Annotated in this window: 16 protein-coding genes; 4 read left to right on the top strand and 12 right to left on the bottom strand. The window is 58.3% G+C overall.

All coding sequences use genetic code 11. The features are described 5' to 3' along the window. The 10 genes from PLH32_09860 to PLH32_09905 all read right to left on the bottom strand — a co-directional run bounded on the left by PLH32_09860 (nt 1) and on the right by PLH32_09905 (nt 8,091). The gene (locus PLH32_09860; protein HQJ64902.1) at nt 1–969 is read right to left on the bottom strand and encodes a type II secretion system F family protein; all 969 of its coding nucleotides are present in this window, start codon (nt 967–969) and stop codon (nt 1–3) included. Continuing rightward, complete coding sequence (locus tag PLH32_09865) at nt 966–2,375, bottom strand: CpaF family protein (protein ID HQJ64903.1); 1,410 nt, start codon at nt 2,373–2,375, stop codon at nt 966–968. Before PLH32_09865 ends, PLH32_09860 begins: the two co-directional genes overlap by 4 nt. Nucleotides 2,376–2,378: 3 nt before the next feature. Then, entirely contained in the window at nt 2,379–3,572 is a 1,194-nt protein-coding gene (locus tag PLH32_09870) for an AAA family ATPase (GenBank protein HQJ64904.1), read from the bottom strand. 18 nt (nt 3,573–3,590) lie between these two features. Beyond that, the gene (locus PLH32_09875) at nt 3,591–4,571 is read right to left on the bottom strand and encodes a pilus assembly protein TadG-related protein (GenBank protein ID HQJ64905.1); all 981 of its coding nucleotides are present in this window, start codon (nt 4,569–4,571) and stop codon (nt 3,591–3,593) included. Then, nucleotides 4,568–5,644, bottom strand: a complete 1,077-nt coding sequence (locus PLH32_09880; protein ID HQJ64906.1) for a pilus assembly protein N-terminal domain-containing protein — start codon at nt 5,642–5,644, stop codon at nt 4,568–4,570. Before PLH32_09880 ends, PLH32_09875 begins: the two co-directional genes overlap by 4 nt. Before the next feature lie 32 nt (nt 5,645–5,676). Beyond that, a complete protein-coding gene (gene cpaB, locus PLH32_09885) occupies nt 5,677–6,564 on the bottom strand; it encodes a Flp pilus assembly protein CpaB (protein HQJ64907.1) in 888 nt (295 codons plus the stop codon). A gap of 15 nt (nt 6,565–6,579) precedes the next feature. Continuing rightward, nucleotides 6,580–6,966, bottom strand: a complete 387-nt coding sequence (locus tag PLH32_09890; GenBank protein HQJ64908.1) for a TadE/TadG family type IV pilus assembly protein — start codon at nt 6,964–6,966, stop codon at nt 6,580–6,582. Then, the gene (locus PLH32_09895) at nt 6,963–7,442 is read right to left on the bottom strand and encodes an A24 family peptidase (protein HQJ64909.1); all 480 of its coding nucleotides are present in this window, start codon (nt 7,440–7,442) and stop codon (nt 6,963–6,965) included. Before PLH32_09895 ends, PLH32_09890 begins: the two co-directional genes overlap by 4 nt. Before the next feature lie 185 nt (nt 7,443–7,627). Beyond that, on the bottom strand, nt 7,628–7,798 hold the full coding sequence (locus PLH32_09900) for a Flp family type IVb pilin (protein HQJ64910.1): 171 nt from the start codon (nt 7,796–7,798) through the stop codon (nt 7,628–7,630). A gap of 119 nt (nt 7,799–7,917) precedes the next feature. Beyond that, a complete protein-coding gene (locus PLH32_09905; protein HQJ64911.1) occupies nt 7,918–8,091 on the bottom strand; it encodes a Flp family type IVb pilin in 174 nt (57 codons plus the stop codon). A 714-nt stretch (nt 8,092–8,805) separates the two neighbouring features. On the opposite strand from PLH32_09905, the gene PLH32_09910 reads away from it, so the two are divergent. The 3 genes from PLH32_09910 to serC are packed head-to-tail and all read left to right on the top strand — an operon-like array spanning nt 8,806 to nt 12,080. Continuing rightward, entirely contained in the window at nt 8,806–10,047 is a 1,242-nt protein-coding gene (locus PLH32_09910; GenBank protein ID HQJ64912.1) for a DUF1015 family protein, read from the top strand. A gap of 21 nt (nt 10,048–10,068) precedes the next feature. Next, nucleotides 10,069–10,953, top strand: a complete 885-nt coding sequence (locus PLH32_09915; protein HQJ64913.1) for an NAD(P)-dependent oxidoreductase — start codon at nt 10,069–10,071, stop codon at nt 10,951–10,953. A gap of 41 nt (nt 10,954–10,994) precedes the next feature. Next, nucleotides 10,995–12,080 (top strand): 3-phosphoserine/phosphohydroxythreonine transaminase, encoded by a 1,086-nt coding sequence (gene serC / locus PLH32_09920; protein HQJ64914.1) that lies wholly within the window; start codon nt 10,995–10,997, stop codon nt 12,078–12,080. A 61-nt stretch (nt 12,081–12,141) separates the two neighbouring features. Here serC and PLH32_09925 read toward each other — a convergent pair whose 3' ends face one another. Further along, on the bottom strand, nt 12,142–12,978 hold the full coding sequence (locus PLH32_09925) for a hypothetical protein (GenBank protein HQJ64915.1): 837 nt from the start codon (nt 12,976–12,978) through the stop codon (nt 12,142–12,144). A gap of 16 nt (nt 12,979–12,994) precedes the next feature. Beyond that, nucleotides 12,995–14,578 carry a M28 family peptidase gene (locus PLH32_09930; protein HQJ64916.1) on the bottom strand — a complete coding sequence of 528 codons (1,584 nt, stop codon included), beginning with the start codon at nt 14,576–14,578 and terminating at the stop codon, nt 12,995–12,997. Between the two features lie 268 nt (nt 14,579–14,846). Here PLH32_09930 and PLH32_09935 point away from each other — a divergent pair, with 268 nt between their 5' ends. Continuing rightward, nucleotides 14,847–16,664, top strand: coding sequence for an ABC transporter ATP-binding protein (locus PLH32_09935; protein HQJ64917.1), 1,818 nt, complete (start codon nt 14,847–14,849; stop codon nt 16,662–16,664). Nucleotides 16,665–16,667 lie beyond the last annotated feature (3 nt).

Here is a 16,667-nt window from a genome sequence, read left to right on the forward strand (position 1 = left end):
CTATTGAAATTTGATTCGAATAATTCTGCGGATCACCAAAAAACCGAAAAGCTGCAGGCAGAAGCCGATCGCCAGTAACAACCGACCGGACCGTTCCTGCAGCATGGGGTCCAGGTAGTCCGGATTAATCAATTCAAGCGCCACCAGGGCAACCATGGGCAAGCTGCCGAGAACCCACAGCGTCATACGACCCTGAGCTGTGTAAGTCCGGATCTGTCCCATGAGCTTGAAACGCTCCCGGATGGTATAGCTGATTTTCTCGAGGATTTCCGCAAGGTTGCCGCCGGTCTCGCGCTGCAGCAGCACCGCGGTGACAAAAAGTTTGAGATCGAGGCTGTTGACCCGCTGAGTCAAATGAAGCAGAGCGTCTCGTAGCGGCAAGCCCAGGTTATTCTCCTCAAAGGTCTTGCGGAACTCCTCGCAAACTGGATCGGGGGCTTCGATGGCCACCATCTGCAAGGCCTTGTTGAGGGCATGGCCGGCACGCAACGAGCTGGTCATCATGTCGAGAGCATCCGGAAAAGCACGAATGAAAGCGCGCAGCCGGCGGGAACGGCGATAGAGGATGTATCCTGCTGGCAAGGCCGCCAGTCCAGCGCTGATCAAAATCCGGGGCAGCAGTTCCTGCAAACGCATCGTCATCAGCAGGCCCAGAGCGCCAAGCGTAAGCGTCATCAGGACCACTGTGCCAACCGTAAGGGAACTGTTCGCCTGTTCCAGCACATGGCGCAGCTTGATAAAGAAATTGAGCTGGTAGAGGAACCTGTTGAACAGCGAAATATCGCTCAGTCGTTCGTCGCGCAGGACAAACGGCATCCCCTGAACATTAAGCCCGATCTCTCCCGCGAAGGCACTCAGGCGCCGATTGATTTTACGCTTGCTGCCGTGCTTGCGCTCATAGAGAGCGATGAGCAGAGCGAGAACCACCAGAAGGAAGAAGAGAAAGGAACTTATCATCAACAGAGTCATGCGGAGAGTTCCTCCTCCTGAATCATCTCGAATCGGGGTTCGAACATTTCATCCGGAAGGCGGATGCCGGAGGTCTCGATCTGCTCGACGAACTTGGGACGAATGCCCGTCGTGCGGAAGGTTCCGACCACGCGCCCATCCTCCCGGATCCCCATCTTTTCGAAGAGGAAGATATCCTGCAATGAGATGGTATCGCCCTCCATGCCGACTATCTCCGCGACCTTCATCACCTTGCGGGTGCCGTCGCTGAGCCGGGATATCTGGATGATGATGTGGATCGCGGAACTGATCTGTTCGCGCATGGCGCGATCGCCGAGATTAGCACCGGCCATTAGGACCATCGTCTCGAGGCGGCGCAGGGCATCGCGGGCTGAATTGGCATGCAAGGTGGTCAGGGAGCCGTCGTGACCGGTGTTCATCGCCTGAAGCATGTCCAGCGCTTCGGCGCCGCGCACTTCGCCGACGATGATCCGGTCGGGCCGCATACGCAGAGCATTGCGCACCAGATCGCGCTGCACCACCGCTCCCCGTCCCTCAATATTGGCCAAACGGGTTTCGAGGCGGACGACATGGATCTGCTGGAGCTGAAGCTCCGCAGCGTCCTCCACGGTGATGATGCGTTCGCTGCTGGGGATAAAGCCCGAAAGGATGTTGAGCAGGGTCGTCTTGCCTGAGCCGGTGCCGCCGGAGATCAAAATATTGAGCCGCGCTCGAACCGCTGCGGTCAGCAGTTCGGCGATCGCTGGTGTCAGGCTGTGGAGTTTCAACAAATCCTCCATGTTCAGCCGGTGCAACCCGAATTTACGGATGGAAAGGATCGGACCATCGATGGCCAGCGGCGGAATGATCGCATTGACGCGCGAGCCATCCGGCAGCCGGGCATCGACCATGGGACTCGATTCATCCACCCGCCGGCCGACCTTGGAGACGATGCGCTCGATGATGTTGAGGAGATGGACATCGTCCTTGAAGCGGGTGTTGGTGACTTCGAGTTTGCCAAAACGCTCCACATAGACCTGGCTGCTCGTGTTCACCAGAATGTCCGAGATCGTGGGGTCATGCAGCAGGGGTTCGAGCGGGCCCAACCCAAAGGTTTCGTTGAGGATCTCTTCAGTCAGGCGTTCCCGGTTGAGTTCGAAGGCCATCTCGCCCTCGTTGGCCAGAAGACTCTCGATCACATCACGGACAAGAGTGCGCAGAGTTTCCGCCGGGATGGTGTCAAGCTTGCTCAGATCGAGTTTCTCGATCAGGCGGCGATGGATCCGTTCCTTGAATTCGTGATAGGCGTGCAAGCTGAGCAGATCCGCATGAACCGGCGCCGTTTCCTTCTTGGCCGGCAGCGGGGCTGACGTCCCAGTGCTCTTTCCCTGGCCATCGTCTGCCCGCAGGCGTTGCCGCAGTCCCATGCCCTACTCCTTTCGCCTCGTCCACCGTCTGATCAGTCCCGGCCCGGTTCGGGGCGCAGCAGCAGCGGGTGCCGGCTCTTCTGCCACCAGGGCGTGGAGAAGCTGCAGCACCTGCTGACTGAAGGGATGACGCGGTCGGCTGAGCACGATGGGTTCGCCCACATTGATGCTCTCAATCAAGGCGCCATTCTCCTGGTAGGGCAGCCGGCAGGCGATGGCCTGGTTGATCGATTTCTCGATGGCAGCCAGCTCTTCGTTCAGTCTTGGCGGATACCGGTTTAGGATAATGGCGACTTTATCATCCGGATAGCCCATACGCCGGAAAAGCGCGAGGGTTCGCTTGAGATTGTAGAGGGTCGAGAGGTCGAGCTGGGCAATGGTAAGGATGGTATCCGCTTCGTCGAGGGCGCGGATGGTCACTTCGTCAAAATGGTCGTCGCTGTCGAAGAGGATCAGATCAAATTCCGGGCGAAGCAGATCGATGATCTGACCCAGTGCCTCAGCGGTGATCGCATCCGCCTCTTCCATGTTCTCGGGTCCGGCGACAAAATAGAGGCCGCTGCTATGGCGCGCCAGTGTCGCCTGCAGACGTGAAACGTCGAGGGTGGCGAGATTCTCGAGAATTTGCAGCAGTGTAATCCGCGGCTGCAGATCCAGAAAGAGCGCCGCGTTGCCCAGCTGCAGTTTGGTATCGATCAGCAGCACCCGCTGGTGGGCATACTGGGCGGCCGCCGCAGCCAGGTTAGATGCCAGGGTGGTCGTGCCCAGGCCGCCCTTGACGCCGAAGCAGCAAACGAGTTTCGCCCGCGCGGCTCGGCCCGTTCCTCCTTCGAGCCACCGCCGTGCGCTGGCGATTGCCCGGCGGATCTCCTCGGCTTCGCTGCCGGGCAGAAAGAACTCACGTGCACCGGCGCGCATCGCGCGGATGATCAACGCGGGCTGGGCGGCAACCGCGGTGCAAAAGAAGAGGGTCTTCGGGAAGAGCGCACTCCACTTGCCCAGGTGTTTGAGCCCTTCCTCCCCATCACCCAGGTCAAGCAGGGCCATGTCGGGATGCAGGGAGGTGAGCAAACTCTGCCCGGTTTTCCAATCTTTCTCCCGCCCAGACAGGTGAAGAGCCTCCATCTCCTTAAGCGCATGAAAAATCGGCCCCGGCTCGCCCTCGCCGATGTAAATCCAGGTAAATTCCTTTTCCATAGTATCCGTTGTTGAAGATCATTCGACCAGATGCACGCCATAGAGGTAGGTATTGCCGCTGCCCCAGATGCCATGGGTCAGCATTTCAATAAAACGGCCGTAGACATTTTTTCCCTGCATCCCCTCGACGAAAAAGACCGCCAAACCAGTGACCGTGATGGTATTGCGGCCTGAATCCGGCGGATAGCGCTCATCATAGAGGGGGACGATGCAGATGCGCGGGCTGGTGTAGCCGGGATATCGCGATCCCTGTATGGAATTGGAATTGGTGTCCCAGTAGGCACCGGAATCCCAGCGGATGATTGCATCCACGCCCTGTTTGGTGGGGCCTTGCATGTTGCCCGGCTCGATTTGCAAGATATCACCGATTTCCACGGTGCCGTCGCAGCCGTTCTCGATGTTGGAGCGGTATTCGCTGGCGCCGGAGATAGGGTTTCCCTTGTTAACCGGAGGATAATCGGATGGGTAGAAAAAGCTGGGATTGGTGCCCGGCGCCCCGAGTTCACCCGACTTGATCATCACATAATCCCCCAGCCGGAAACCAAAATCGGGAACCGCCCAGGGCCGGAGATGATTGGCGCCGACGATAGAGCCCAGTTCGGCGGTCGCCGCGGCGGTGATATTGACCGAATTCATGCCCAGAGCGGACGCAAAGAAGAGCGCTAATCGACGGGAAGAGGTAACCCGCACCCGGTTGGCGGTCGGGAAGGTGATATCCCCTGCGCCCACGGTGACCGGTTGCTGGATGCAGGTATTGCGGCCGGCGAAATCCATGGCGCGCTGGGTAGCCAGAGTCCGGCTGGTCATCAAGCCCGCGGCCCCCGCCAGCGCTGAAGCATCCACCCCCGCCTGCAGCTGGTTGCGCGCCGTGAGCATATAGCCGACATCGATGGCCAATGCAGCCATGCCCATCACCGCCAGCATCGAGGCAGCGGCGAGCACCATGGTCACTCCACCCTGCCGGTGGAGAAACCGGCCGGGGCAAGTCCTCATTTTCATGGATTCATCCCTTCAGAAGGCAATTGCGCAACGCCGCTGGTGATCCGGGGCGAGACCAGAATCATCAGCTCACTCTCCTTTTTGCTGAAATGCTCACTGCTGAAAAGCCTGCCCAGCACCGGCACACTGCCGAGCAGTGGTACACGAGACAGAGTACGCGCTTGTTCTTCAGAAAAAAGACCGCCAATAATCAGGTAATGATTCTCCTTCAGATCCACATTGGTCTCGGTTTTGCGCGTGGAAAGCGCCGGTATCACAAAACCGGAAAGGGTAATGCCGTTTTCAAAGTCGAGGCTGCTCACTTCCGCAGCCACCTTCAGATTGATCATGCTGGAATCGAGGACATTGGGCGTGAATTTCAGCTTGATACCGAACTCCTTGAACTGGATGGTCACGGTTTGCATACCCGCTGCGCCGGAGACGATGGGGATCGGAAACTCCCCCCCGGCCAGAAAGCTGGCTTCTGCGCCCTCACGCGCGCTCAGATTGGGCTTGGCCAGCACCGTGATGAGGTTTTTCTCCTCGAGGGCCTTGAGCATGGCGGTCACGTTCTGCGATGGCAGAGCGATGAGGAGATCGACAGTTTCCGACAGCCCCAGGGGATCGTTCACTATGGCGGCCTGTCCCGTAAAACTGCCAACCGTGATGCGCTCATGGCCGACCTTGCGATCCTTGATGAGGAAGTCAAGCCCGAGATCACGAATGGCGGTGCGGTCGATTTCGACAAAGCGCACCTGCAGCATGATCTGGTGCAAGGCCATCGGCTTGCGCACGAGAATGTTGAACTGCTGATAATGGCCCTGCGCATCCCAGACGATCAGGTTGGTGGATCCTTCCGCCTTGCCGATCAAAACCAGTTGGGAGGCCGAGATGACATTGGCGTCCGCCACCTCCGGGTCGGCGATCGACACCCGGGTGATACCCCTTTGATAGTCCAAAACTTGGGAGTGACCGGGCTCCACCGTCAAAAGCTCCGCCTCTTCAGCCGCCTGGGCGTGGATTGCGAAAACCAGGACCATGGCGGCCAGGATCATGGCTCCCGCTGACGCCAGCATGCGCATCTTCCAAAGCATCGTCTGGTACTCCTTTCCGATCCGGTTTTTCCTTACTTCTGCGGCTTGCCCTCTGTCACCTTGCCTTCATCCAGCACCACCTCGGAACGTGTGCTGGAGCGGTAGACCTCGATGACCTGTTTAGGAGGTTCCTTGGATGGTTCCTCCTTCACAGGTGCTGGGGGAACGGCGGCCACCACGCGCCGCGCCGGTGCAGGCGCTGGCGCGGATTTGTTGATGATCTCTTTAAGGCGCACCCCGTTGGAGGCCACCGCCTCCTGATCAGTCATGTTGCGCAACACCAGCTGCAGCTTGCCCTCCGAACTCGCTAAAGCCAGTTTCTCCGCCTGCGCCGGATCGACCAGGAGGGTGACCGATTTGACCGTGATGGGATCGTCGTCCTTGGATTTGACAGTCTGATCGACGGCAAGGACTTCGATATTCTCAAGGATGGTGGTGGTCGTCGATTCCTCCTTATCCGTATTGGAGGAGACGGTAGCCAGGACGTCCACCCGGGCGTGGGGCAGGATGAAGCCGCTCACGCCGCTGACGACATTAACCGCCACCGTCATCGCCCGCATACCCGCCGGGATGACAGCGGATACTCCGCCTCCTGAGCCTTTGGGTGCAAGACGCGATTCGAGAATGACTTCACCGGAGTAGAGATCGGATTTTGTGACGCGGTCGATCAGGTCGGAGAGGCTGGAAAAGCTGCCTTCGGGCGTAAGGTCCGTCGGGAATTCCCGGGTCTGTAACAGGATTTCAGTCAAGCGGGTGCCCGCGGGCACATCCGCGCGGGTTACCACAACCAGCCGCGTGGCCAGCCGTTTCTGCTCCAGCAGAGTTTTCTGGTTTTTTAGGTAGGAGTAGGCGCCAAAAGTCGCAAACACGGCAGCCAGGATCGCAAGCGGGATGATGAACTTGAGCTTGAGCAGAAACATCGCGGGATCTCCGTTTTAGCCTTCCCAGTGCATCGTCGTGCTGCGGCTTAGGGCGATCGGTCCGATCAGTCCGGGAATGAATGCATTGGTCAAGGGTGTATAGGTGCCGCTGACCGTGACGGTGACCTCATTGGAGCCGCCGGGGCCGCTGACAGTCACCGTCAGCCCGGTGAGGGTGACGCCCCCGAGTAGACCGAGGGCGGCGGCGCGAGCGCGGCCGACATCCGGGGCGGTGACCGCGGCGACACGCGCCCCCTCCCGTGCTGCGCCAGTCATAACATTCATGGTCTCCCAGAGACGACCGAACTCAATAATCCCGAACAGAACCAGCAGAAAGATCGGGATGACCAGCGCAAATTCAACCAGCGATTGTCCATCCTGGCGTCTGAACAGCCTTTTCATCGCAGCACTCCTCGTGCAATGATCCACAAGGTCCCCGCCGCAATCGCCACACCATAGGGCAATCGAATCCTGAGCAGGGACTCTCCCCTTTTGGAATAACTCCACCCGGAAATGATCCCGTGGCGGATCACCAGCACCAATGCGAGCGCGCCGCCGGCGATTGCGGTGCCCAACAGAGCAGCCACAGCGAGGGGCCAGCCCAACAGCGCGCCCACCGCAGCCATGAGTTTGACATCGCCTGCTCCCATGCCGTCGAGCAGGTAAAAAATGCCTAAAATCACGCCTCCGGCTGCTGCACCCGCCAAAGCGCTGCCCACACCGGTCATTCCGTGGGCCAGCCCATGGCTCAACAATCCGAGTACAAGGGCGGGCAAGGTCAGGCCGTTCGGGATGCGGCGCGACTTCACATCCCACCAGGCGGCACAACCAACCAGGATGAGCAGCGCAGCGAGTTGCAATGGATGCAGTGGTTCCATCTCCTTGATATTCTGGAAAAGGGCCCGGGGCCGGCCGCAGCAACAAAGGCAGCAAGGAGGCAATGAAGCTGTCCTATACGGCTATCTCACCGATTCGGCTGACACACGATGGAGTATGTTCCACCGCCTGCAGAGATCTGAAGCCGGTCCCGCAGTGAAGCGGATCTTGCAGACCGTCGATTCGGCTAGAGAGCGTTGGCGATCTGGGTCAAGATGTTGCCAATATTGCCGCCCAGAAGCGTCAACATAGCAATGACGGCGATGGCGATGAGCACCAGGATCAGGGCATATTCTGCCAGGGTTTGACCTTCTTCGCGGTTAAAAAGGGTGCGGAAAAAGCGGATGATGGATTGCATGATGGTCTCCTTTGCTGTACCAAGGTTGTCTGTGAATAAGGTGGTGCGGGAAAAAACCAAGAATGGGATCTGATCCCCCCTTTCTGCGAGATGGTGCGTGTGGATAACATGGCATCGAATTATGGAAAACCCGCGACGATCTGATTATACAACGCGGCCAGCTGCGCCCCAAAGAGGATGACGCCTGCAATCGCCGCCAGGGCGATGAGCAGCAGAATCAGAGCATACTCCCCCAGCGATTGTCCGCGTTGATCGAAGATAAAGGTGCAGATGGCCCGTTGCACGCGATGCATGAGCAATTCCCCGAAGCGAAACATCGTGCAATTTGAGAGGTTCCCCAGGTATTACCATGATCCCTGCTCCAACCAGAGATCATTAATAATTAAAAAGGGACCGGCTGAAAATGCCTTATTGAGTGCCGCCAAAATGAAGCTTCACTTTGGGAGAGCGCTTTCCAGGGCGAAAAACGGACTCTCCAGGGCTGTCCGGGCTCGTAAGCCGCTGATGCCTGCGTGCAATCCCCCTGCTGCCGGTCCCTTTTATTTTTCCTTTGTCATGAAAAAGGTAGCGCTCGCACAAGATGATAGAACATAGCTATGCGAAGCAAATGTCTGTAGCGTTCTTGCGGAAGTAGCGCGGTGTCGTGGAAGGCTAGAAGAGTGTCGTATGATCGCAGTGAACGCAAGAACAGGCAACTTGTCCCGAACCGGCTCGAGAATCCCCCGCTCTTGCGCGAGCGGGCCCATGTTCTGCGTAGAAAAATAAACCCCATACCCCACTATTGAGTATAATCAACTAAAACCAGAAAGTCAATAACTATTTTCATCTTATTTAATATTTTTACATTTTTCGCCATTTATAGCAAAAAAAGAACCGCATTTGCCCTGCGGGTTCCACGAAAAAGGCCAGCAAACCACCGCCTGCAGTGCGAAGGCAAAATATCCCTTGAAATCTGGCTTTAAAAGTGTAAATTATGCCGCTGACCATTCATCTATTTGAGGGAGTGTATGATCAAGATCAAACCCCTACGCGGCCTGCGTCCGCGCGACGACATCGCCGCCCGGGTGGCTGCACCACCCTATGATGTGATCTCCTCGGAGGAAGCGCGGGAGATGGCCCGGGGCAATCCGGTCTCCTTTCTCCATGTCAACAAACCGGAGATCGACCTGCCCCCCGAAACCGACCTCTACTCCGAGCCGGTCTACGCCAAGGGGGCGGAAAACCTGCGCCGCTTCATGGCGGAGGGGATCCTGCAGCAGGACCAGTCGCCATCGATCTATGTCTACCGGCAGGAGTGGCGCGGCCGCGTCCAGACCGGCTACCTCTGCCTGGCTTCGGTCGAGGATTACGACAGCAACCGCATCCGCAAACATGAGCTCACGCGGGCGAGCAAGGAGAAAGATCGTACCACACTGATGGACCGCCAGAACGCCCAGATCGGGCCGGTTTTTCTGATGTATCAGGCTGAACCGGAACTCGATGGACTCCTCGCGGCAGCGGCAGCCGGAGTCCCCCTGGTCGACTTCACTACGTCTGACCAGGTCCGCCACACCCTCTGGCGCATCGAGGATCCCGGGCGGATCAGTGCGATCATCTCAGGATTCGCCCATCTTGAAAAACTCTACGTCGCCGACGGGCATCACCGCTCCGCGGCCGCAAGCAACCTGTGCCGCGAGCGGCGTGCCGCCAATCCGCATCACACCGGGGAAGAACCCTACAACTACTTTCTCGCGGTGATCTTCCCCCACAACCACCTTCGCATTCTCCCCTACAACCGCGTCGTCACCGATCTGAACGGGCTGAGCGTCGCCGAATTTCTGCAAAAGGCGGGAGAGACATTCTTAATCGAGCCCGCTGGATCCACACCCCCCGAGGTGTCGGAACACACCATCGGAATGTACCTCGATGGCCGATGGTACCTGCTCACCCCCAGGCCGGGGATCTGGAATCCGGCGGACGCTCTTGAGAACCTCGATGTCAACATTCTCATGAACAACATCCTCGGGCCGCTGCTCGCTATCGGCGATCCGCGCACCGACCAACGCATCGACTTTATCGGCGGCATCCGCGGACCCGAAGAGCTGGTCCGGCTGGTTGATTCCGGCAAATTCAGGGTTGCATTCCTGATGCATCCCACCTCGATCGAGCAGCTGATCGCGGTCGCCGATGCCGGTCTGATCATGCCGCCCAAATCGACCTGGTTCGAGCCGAAACTGCGCAGCGGCCTGGTCATTCACCTGCTGGACTGATCTTGAATAAAGGATGGAATGATGAAAATAATCCTCAGTGATAAATTCGACCCCTCCCTGCCCGGCCGACTGGCACCCTATGGTGAGGTGAGTGACAATAAAGAGATGATCCCAGACGCTGATGTCGTGCTCATCCGCAGTAAAACCAAATGCACCAAAGAGTTCATCGACAACGCGCCGAAGCTCAAGCTGATCATCCGCGGCGGTGTCGGCCTCGATAATGTCGACCGCGACTATGCCAGGAGCAAGGGGATTAAGGTCTACAACACCCCCAAGGCCTCGAGTGTGGCGGTGGCCGAACTGGCCTTCGCCCTGATGCTCGCCCTGCCCAACCGGCTGATCACCGGTCACAACACCACGGTCGCTGGCCAGTTCCTCAAGAGCGAACTGAAACGAACCGAGCTGTTCAACAAAATCCTCGGCATCCTCGGCTGCGGCCGCATCGGCCTCGAGGTGGCTAAGCGCGCCTGCGCATTCGGCATGACGGTCTATGCGTATGACGTCGTCCCGGTCAAGAGTGAGTACGTCCAGGGACAAAAATCTCTCGACGAGCTGCTGCCGCTGTGCGACTATTTTTCGCTGCACCTGCCGCTGACCCCGGAGACCACCGCTCTGATCAACCAGGAGCGCATCGCCCGGATGAAGAAGGGGGCCTATATCGTCAACACCGGCCGCGGCAAAACGGTCGTGGAGGCGGATCTGGCCGCGGCGCTGGAGAGCGGCCAGCTGGCCGGCTACGGCACCGATGTCTTTTTCACCGAGCCGCCCGAAGGCTCGCCGTTGCTTCATGCTCCTAATGTCATCATGACCCCGCATCTCGGCGCTTCGACCGCCGAAAATCTGCTGCGGATCGCCGACGAGGTGGTCCAGCTGATCGACAAGTTCTCCAAGGGGGAGCTGGCCTGATCCGTTCTAAAACCAACAGACCAACGATTGATAAGGAGATCATCATGGGACGTGTCTATAATTTCAATCCGGGGCCCAGCACCCTGCCCCTCTCCGCTCTTGAAAAAGCTCAGGCGGAGTTCACCGATTACAAAGGCACCGGCTTATCCGTCCTCGAGATGTCGCATCGGTCCAAGGAGTTCGAGGCTATTCTCGCCGACACGCAAAATCTGTTGCGGGAGTTGATCGGCATCCCCGAGAATTACAAGATCCTCTTCCTCGGCGGCGGCGCCAGTCTGCAATTTGCGATGCTGGCGATGAATTTCATCCCCCAGGGCGGTTCGGCCGATTATGTGGTCACCGGCGAATGGGCCAAACGGGCCTTCAAGGAGGCCAACATCGTCGCCAAAGGCCGCGCCGCTGCCTCCTCCGAGGACAAAAACTTTTCCTATCTCCCGCAGCCGGCGAGCTGGGACCTCGCTCCCGACGCCGCCTATGTGCACATCACCTCCAACAATACCATTTTCGGCACCCAGTATCGCACTTTTCCGGACCTCAAGGGCAAATTTCTGGTCTGCGACATGTCGTCGGACATCCTCTCCCGCCGCTTTGACATCAACCGGTTCGCGATGATCTATGCAGGGGCGCAGAAAAACCTCGGCCCGGCGGGCGTCACCGTGGTCATTCTGCGCGATGACCTGGCCGCCACCGCACGCGAGGGTTTACCCACCATGCTCTCCTATGCCACCCATATCAAGAACAACTCGCTATACAATACGCCGCCCTGTTTCTCGATTTACATCATGCAGCTGACCCTGCAATGGGCCAAGGAGATCGGCGGACTGACCGCCATCGAAAAAGTCAATCGCGACAAGGCGGAACTGCTCTATTCGGCCATCGACGGCAGCGACGGCTTTTACCGCGGCACGGTTGCGCCCGATTCCCGCTCCTGGATGAACGTTCCCATCCGCCTGGCTACCGAAGAGCTCGAAGCGGCCTTCATCGCCGAAGCCAAGAACCAAGGCATGATCGGCCTCAAGGGACATCGTTCAGTGGGCGGCCTACGGGTCTCGATGTACAACGCTATGCCTCTGGCCGGGATCGAAAAGCTGGTCAAGTTTATGAAACAATTCAAGGCGAGCCACTAACCGGACCAGTACAAAAAAAAGGCGCTGAGGTTTCAGCGCCTTTTTTTATTCCCGGCAGTTATCAGGGAAGATAGGTAAGGGTGGAATGGGTCGAAAGCGTCTGCGGGAAAGTCATATTGGCCGCCCCGGTGACGGCGATGGTCATCTCCTGGTCAGCGCTGCTTTCAGAAGCCACCAGGAGGCCTTTGGCTATGCTGAAATAGAGGGTCCCCTCCTGTTTGCCCTCGCCGTCGATGACCACATTGGCGCCCATCTGGCTGCCGCTGCCGGTGAGCTTCATCGTCCCCTGAAAGGCGATTTTTTGGCAGGGAAATCCGCCATGCTGCTCCTCACCCGCCAGCGTGTAGGTGATGTTGGGAACGATCGCCACCGCGATGCCCCCCTGGTGGACCGTATCCACCCGGGTGTCGGTCCAGCTGCCGCCGGCTGCAAGGCCATTTTCGGGAAAATGGACCATAAGTCGCTTGAAGAGGTTCGCCGGTTCGATGCCCATCTGTATCAGCATGGGGTCCGCAGCGATGGTATCAATCATCACCGAAGAAAGAACCTCGCCCAGCGGTGTCTGGACGATTTCGGCGCGTTTGTTCAACAGCGCACTCATCACCATGGTGGAATCCATACGAAAGTTCTTGATTTTGACGCTGAGTTCGGGAAAGGAGACCCAGCAGGTAAAATCACCGTTCGCGGCCACAGCCTGGGGCACGATAGCCACCTTGGCATTCTGCCCCATCTCCGTGACCATTTCCTGTCCATTCATCTCCATCGTGACGGTGGTCTGCGTAGTCAGCGCATAGGTATAGGTTTTCCCCGACTCATAGGCATAGCGCAGGGTGGTCGAATTTTGCCCAAAGGCGAGAATAGCGCTGCAGAGCAAAACGACCAGAGCGATCTTTTTCATTCTTTCCTCCCGAGGGTTATTTGACCGGTTTTACAGGCGGAATAAAAACCGGTTTCTGTTTGTCGTTGGCGACTTGCCAGGCGACCCGGCTACACAGCTCCGCCACCCGGGCCATTTTATAGACGTTGCACTTGTCTGCTGCATCGCTGACCTTGTGGTAGTCCGGATGCATCCCGGAGTTGAAAAAGAGGACCGGGATCCCCTTGCGCACAAAGGGGGCATGATCGCTGCCGCCGCGCAGATAGTTGTCGCTGCTGACATCCAGCAGAAATCCGGTTTTCCGGTTGGCCTTGATCAGGTCTTTCTGCAGTTCGAGACTCGTCCTGCTGCCGGTAATAGAGAGAGAATCCAGCCGATTACGGCTGATCATGTCCATGTTGAGCATGACCGCGGTCTTGTCGAGCGGCCAAAGAGGTTCGGCCACATAATGGGTCGAACCGAACAGCCCCTTCTCCTCTCCAGCGAAAGCCATACAGAGGATGGAGCGTTTTGGTTTTTTCTCCGCCATGGCCAGGGCCCGGGCGGCAGCGAGGACGCCCACCGTCCCGGAGGCGTTGTCGTCAGCACCGTTGTAAATGCTGTCCTGGCTGGCGGGACCATGATGGGTATAGCCGGTATGATCATAATGGGCTCCGATGATCACGACCTCGTCCTTGAGGCGTTTGTCGCTTCCCGGAATGAGTCCGACCACATTTCGGGCATGCTGGACAAGATGCCGGGTCGAGGTGCGAATGTCCGCCCGGCAGCCGACAAGGGGATGTGAGTGTGGCATCATGGCGCTGTCGATCGCCGCCTGCTCGGCCCGCAGCGCTGCGACGCTGCCGAAAAGCTGGATGATCGCTTCCTCCCCCACCTGGATGGCGGGAATCTTGTCGCTCTCGGTCTTGCCGAGAGTGACCGGGACGGCATCGGCCGGAAATCCTGGAAAGAGGCTTGGCCAGGGGAATCCGCGCGGGGTAAGCATCCGGTTGTGCAACGGATCGGTCACCAGCAAAATGCCTGCAGCGCCATGCTCTATCGCGGTTTTAATCTTTTCTTCCGTACGGGTGAAGCTGACATCCTTGTGAATGAAAAACGGGCTGGCCGGATCGTTCTGGCGCGGACCCCTTTTGAGGACGAGGACAATCTTGCCCGCAACGTCCAGGCCCGCATAATCATCGTAGCCCAGCTCCGGGGTGGCGAGGCCGTAACCCGCGAAGACGATCTCGCCATGGCAGAGCTTGTTGGCGGTCATCTCGAAGGGCATATACTCCTTCTTGATGAGATAATCCCGGCTGAGGCCATCGCGTCCGGTGATCCGGCAGCTGTTGCTGTCGCCCAGAAAGATTTGGTGCAGGTCAATCTCCTGGAAATAGCTGCCCTGGAACGGCTGCAAACCGCTCGACTGAAAGGCACGGGCGATGAAGGCAGCAGCGGTATCGAGGCCGGGGCTGGGCGTATTGCGTCCGAGCAACGAATCGGAAGCGAGAAAGAGCAGCTGCTGCCGCATGATGTCCGGTTGAATGGCTGCCAGGGAACGGGCTGGAAAATCGGAGGCGCTGCAGGGTAATATGCTTGCAGTGGTCAAGGCCGCGAGCAACAGGATGGAGGGGGTACGCATGAAGCGAAGTGTCCTTTTCTGGTGGATGGAAGATCCCCATTGATCGGCTAAATATACGCCCGTCCGTGGAGAAAAGCAAGAATTCTTCACGAAGAGTGCAGCAACACCCATGGTGGAACGGTGTGGTAATTGCTTGTGATTAAGCCGCAGATTTAGTATATTTTTTTTATTTTATGGTTTACCAAGCATACGCAGGCACGGCCGGGAGGTTTCATCCGCCGGGCCTTTTGTTGCAGCGTATCCAACCAAAAGCAGGGAATGGTTCCGCATGCCGCCCACCGACCAGCTGCGACGCTTTATCCTCTATTATCTGCTCCGGTACAAATGGACCCTGGTCATTGGAGGCCTCTTGACCCTCCTGACGACAGGATTCCAGTTGGCCACGCCGATGGTGCTCCGTTATGCCATCGAGTATGCGGAATGGCGATTGGGGAGCGCCGAGGCCGTCCTGCCGCGATGGCTCCAGAGCCAGGTTGGCGGTTATTCACCCCTGCTCGCCCTCGGACTCTTCGCAGCGGCCATGGTGGGGATGACTCTGCTGCAGGGCCTTTTCCGCTATTACCTGCGCATGGCGCTCATCGGCATGTCGCGCAAGGTGGAATATAATCTGCGCAACGACTATCTCCGCCATCTGCAGACCCTTTCCGCCTCGTTCTATCAGCGTCACAAGACCGGGGATCTCATGGCTCGGGCGACCAACGACATGGAAGCGGTGCGTTCGATGCTCGGGCCGGGGATCATGTACTTTGCCACGACCTTCATAGTCGCCCTCATTTCAATCGCCCTGATGGCGGGGATTTCCTGGCGGACGACACTGTGGTCGCTGGCACTGATGCCTTTTGTCGCCTTGATCGTCTACAGTCAGGCCCGACAGATCGCTCGGCTTTTCGACAAGATTCAGGAGCAATTCTCCAGCCTGACGGCCAAAGTGCAGGAAAACATCTCCGGCATCCGCGTGGTCAAATCCTATGTCCAGGAGGCCCACGAAATCGAGGACTTTCGCAGCCAGAGTGAGGAGTACATCCGCCGCAATCTCAAACTGGTCAAGGTGCGGGCCGGGATGTGGACCTCCATCGATTTCCTCCTGGGCTTGACCACCCTCGCTGCTCTGGTTGCCGGCGGCCGTGAGGTCATGGAGGGCCGACTCAGCATTGGTGGTCTGGTGGCCTTCCTTTCCTACCTGGCGATGCTCGCCTGGCCGATGATCGCCATGGGCTGGACCCTCAACATGTGGCAGGAAGGATTGGCCTCAACCGGCCGCATCCTCGAAATCTTTCGCGAACAGCCGGATATCAGCGATGGCCCGGAGACCGATCGTGGGATCACCGCCCTGCAGGGCGAAATCGAATTCCGTAACCTTTCCTTCGCCTATTCGCCGGAGGCGGAGCCGGTTCTCAAGGAGATCTCGCTACATATTCCCGCAGGAAAGACCGTGGCCATCGTCGGCGCAACCGGCTCCGGCAAATCGACCCTGGTCAACCTGATCCCTCGCCTCCATCAAGCCGGACCGGGAGAGCTGCTGATCGACGGCCATCCAGTCGAACGCATCCCCCTTGCCCTGCTGCGGCGCAGCATCGGTATGGTGCCTCAGGAGACCATCCTCTTCTCCGAGACCCTGCAAGAAAATATCGGCTTCGGGGAAGAGGAGATGCGTCTGGCCGAGATCGAAGCAGCGGCCGAGACCTCGCAGATCCGCAGCGATTTTGACCAGTTCCCCGATGGCTTTGCAACTCTTGTCGGGGAGCGCGGCATCACCCTTTCCGGCGGACAGAAGCAACGCACTGCGATTTCGCGCGCCGTCATCCGCAAGCCCAAAATCCTCATTCTCGATGATGCCCTCTCTGCAGTCGATACCTACACCGAGGAGGAGATTCTCAAGCGATTGCGAGGCGTCATGGCGGACCGCACGACCATCCTGGTCTCGCACCGGATCTCGACCGTGCGTGAGGCTGATCTCATCGTTGTCCTCAAGGAGGGCAGGATTATCGAACAGGGCCGGCATGACGCGCTTTTAGAGCAGAAAGGCGCGTACTGGCAGTTATACCAGCGGCAAATGCTGGAAGAATCATTGGCAGAAATCGGTTGAGGC

This window comes from bacterium (genome assembly GCA_035419245.1).
Lineage (GTDB): Bacteria > Zhuqueibacterota > Zhuqueibacteria > Residuimicrobiales > Residuimicrobiaceae > JAKPUX01.

Excerpts from the sequence above, each read along its gene's own strand:
- cpaB (HQJ64907.1), bottom strand. The coding sequence starts at position 6,564 with ATGTTTCTGCTCAAGCTCAAGTTCATCATCCCGCTTGCGATCCTGGCT.
- PLH32_09930 (HQJ64916.1), bottom strand. The coding sequence starts at position 14,578 with ATGCGTACCCCCTCCATCCTGTTGCTCGCGGCCTTGACCACTGCAAGC.
- PLH32_09865 (HQJ64903.1), bottom strand. The coding sequence starts at position 2,375 with ATGGGACTGCGGCAACGCCTGCGGGCAGACGATGGCCAGGGAAAGAGC.
- PLH32_09880 (HQJ64906.1), bottom strand. The coding sequence starts at position 5,644 with ATGCTTTGGAAGATGCGCATGCTGGCGTCAGCGGGAGCCATGATCCTG.
- PLH32_09895 (HQJ64909.1), bottom strand. The coding sequence starts at position 7,442 with ATGGAACCACTGCATCCATTGCAACTCGCTGCGCTGCTCATCCTGGTT.
- PLH32_09905 (HQJ64911.1), bottom strand. The coding sequence starts at position 8,091 with ATGCATCGCGTGCAACGGGCCATCTGCACCTTTATCTTCGATCAACGC.
- PLH32_09860 (HQJ64902.1), bottom strand. The coding sequence starts at position 969 with ATGACTCTGTTGATGATAAGTTCCTTTCTCTTCTTCCTTCTGGTGGTT.
- PLH32_09925 (HQJ64915.1), bottom strand. The coding sequence starts at position 12,978 with ATGAAAAAGATCGCTCTGGTCGTTTTGCTCTGCAGCGCTATTCTCGCC.
- PLH32_09935 (HQJ64917.1), top strand. The coding sequence starts at position 14,847 with ATGCCGCCCACCGACCAGCTGCGACGCTTTATCCTCTATTATCTGCTC.
- PLH32_09915 (HQJ64913.1), top strand. The coding sequence starts at position 10,069 with ATGAAAATAATCCTCAGTGATAAATTCGACCCCTCCCTGCCCGGCCGA.
- PLH32_09910 (HQJ64912.1), top strand. The coding sequence starts at position 8,806 with ATGATCAAGATCAAACCCCTACGCGGCCTGCGTCCGCGCGACGACATC.
- PLH32_09870 (HQJ64904.1), bottom strand. The coding sequence starts at position 3,572 with ATGGAAAAGGAATTTACCTGGATTTACATCGGCGAGGGCGAGCCGGGG.
- PLH32_09875 (HQJ64905.1), bottom strand. The coding sequence starts at position 4,571 with ATGAAAATGAGGACTTGCCCCGGCCGGTTTCTCCACCGGCAGGGTGGA.
- PLH32_09900 (HQJ64910.1), bottom strand. The coding sequence starts at position 7,798 with ATGCAATCCATCATCCGCTTTTTCCGCACCCTTTTTAACCGCGAAGAA.
- PLH32_09890 (HQJ64908.1), bottom strand. The coding sequence starts at position 6,966 with ATGAAAAGGCTGTTCAGACGCCAGGATGGACAATCGCTGGTTGAATTT.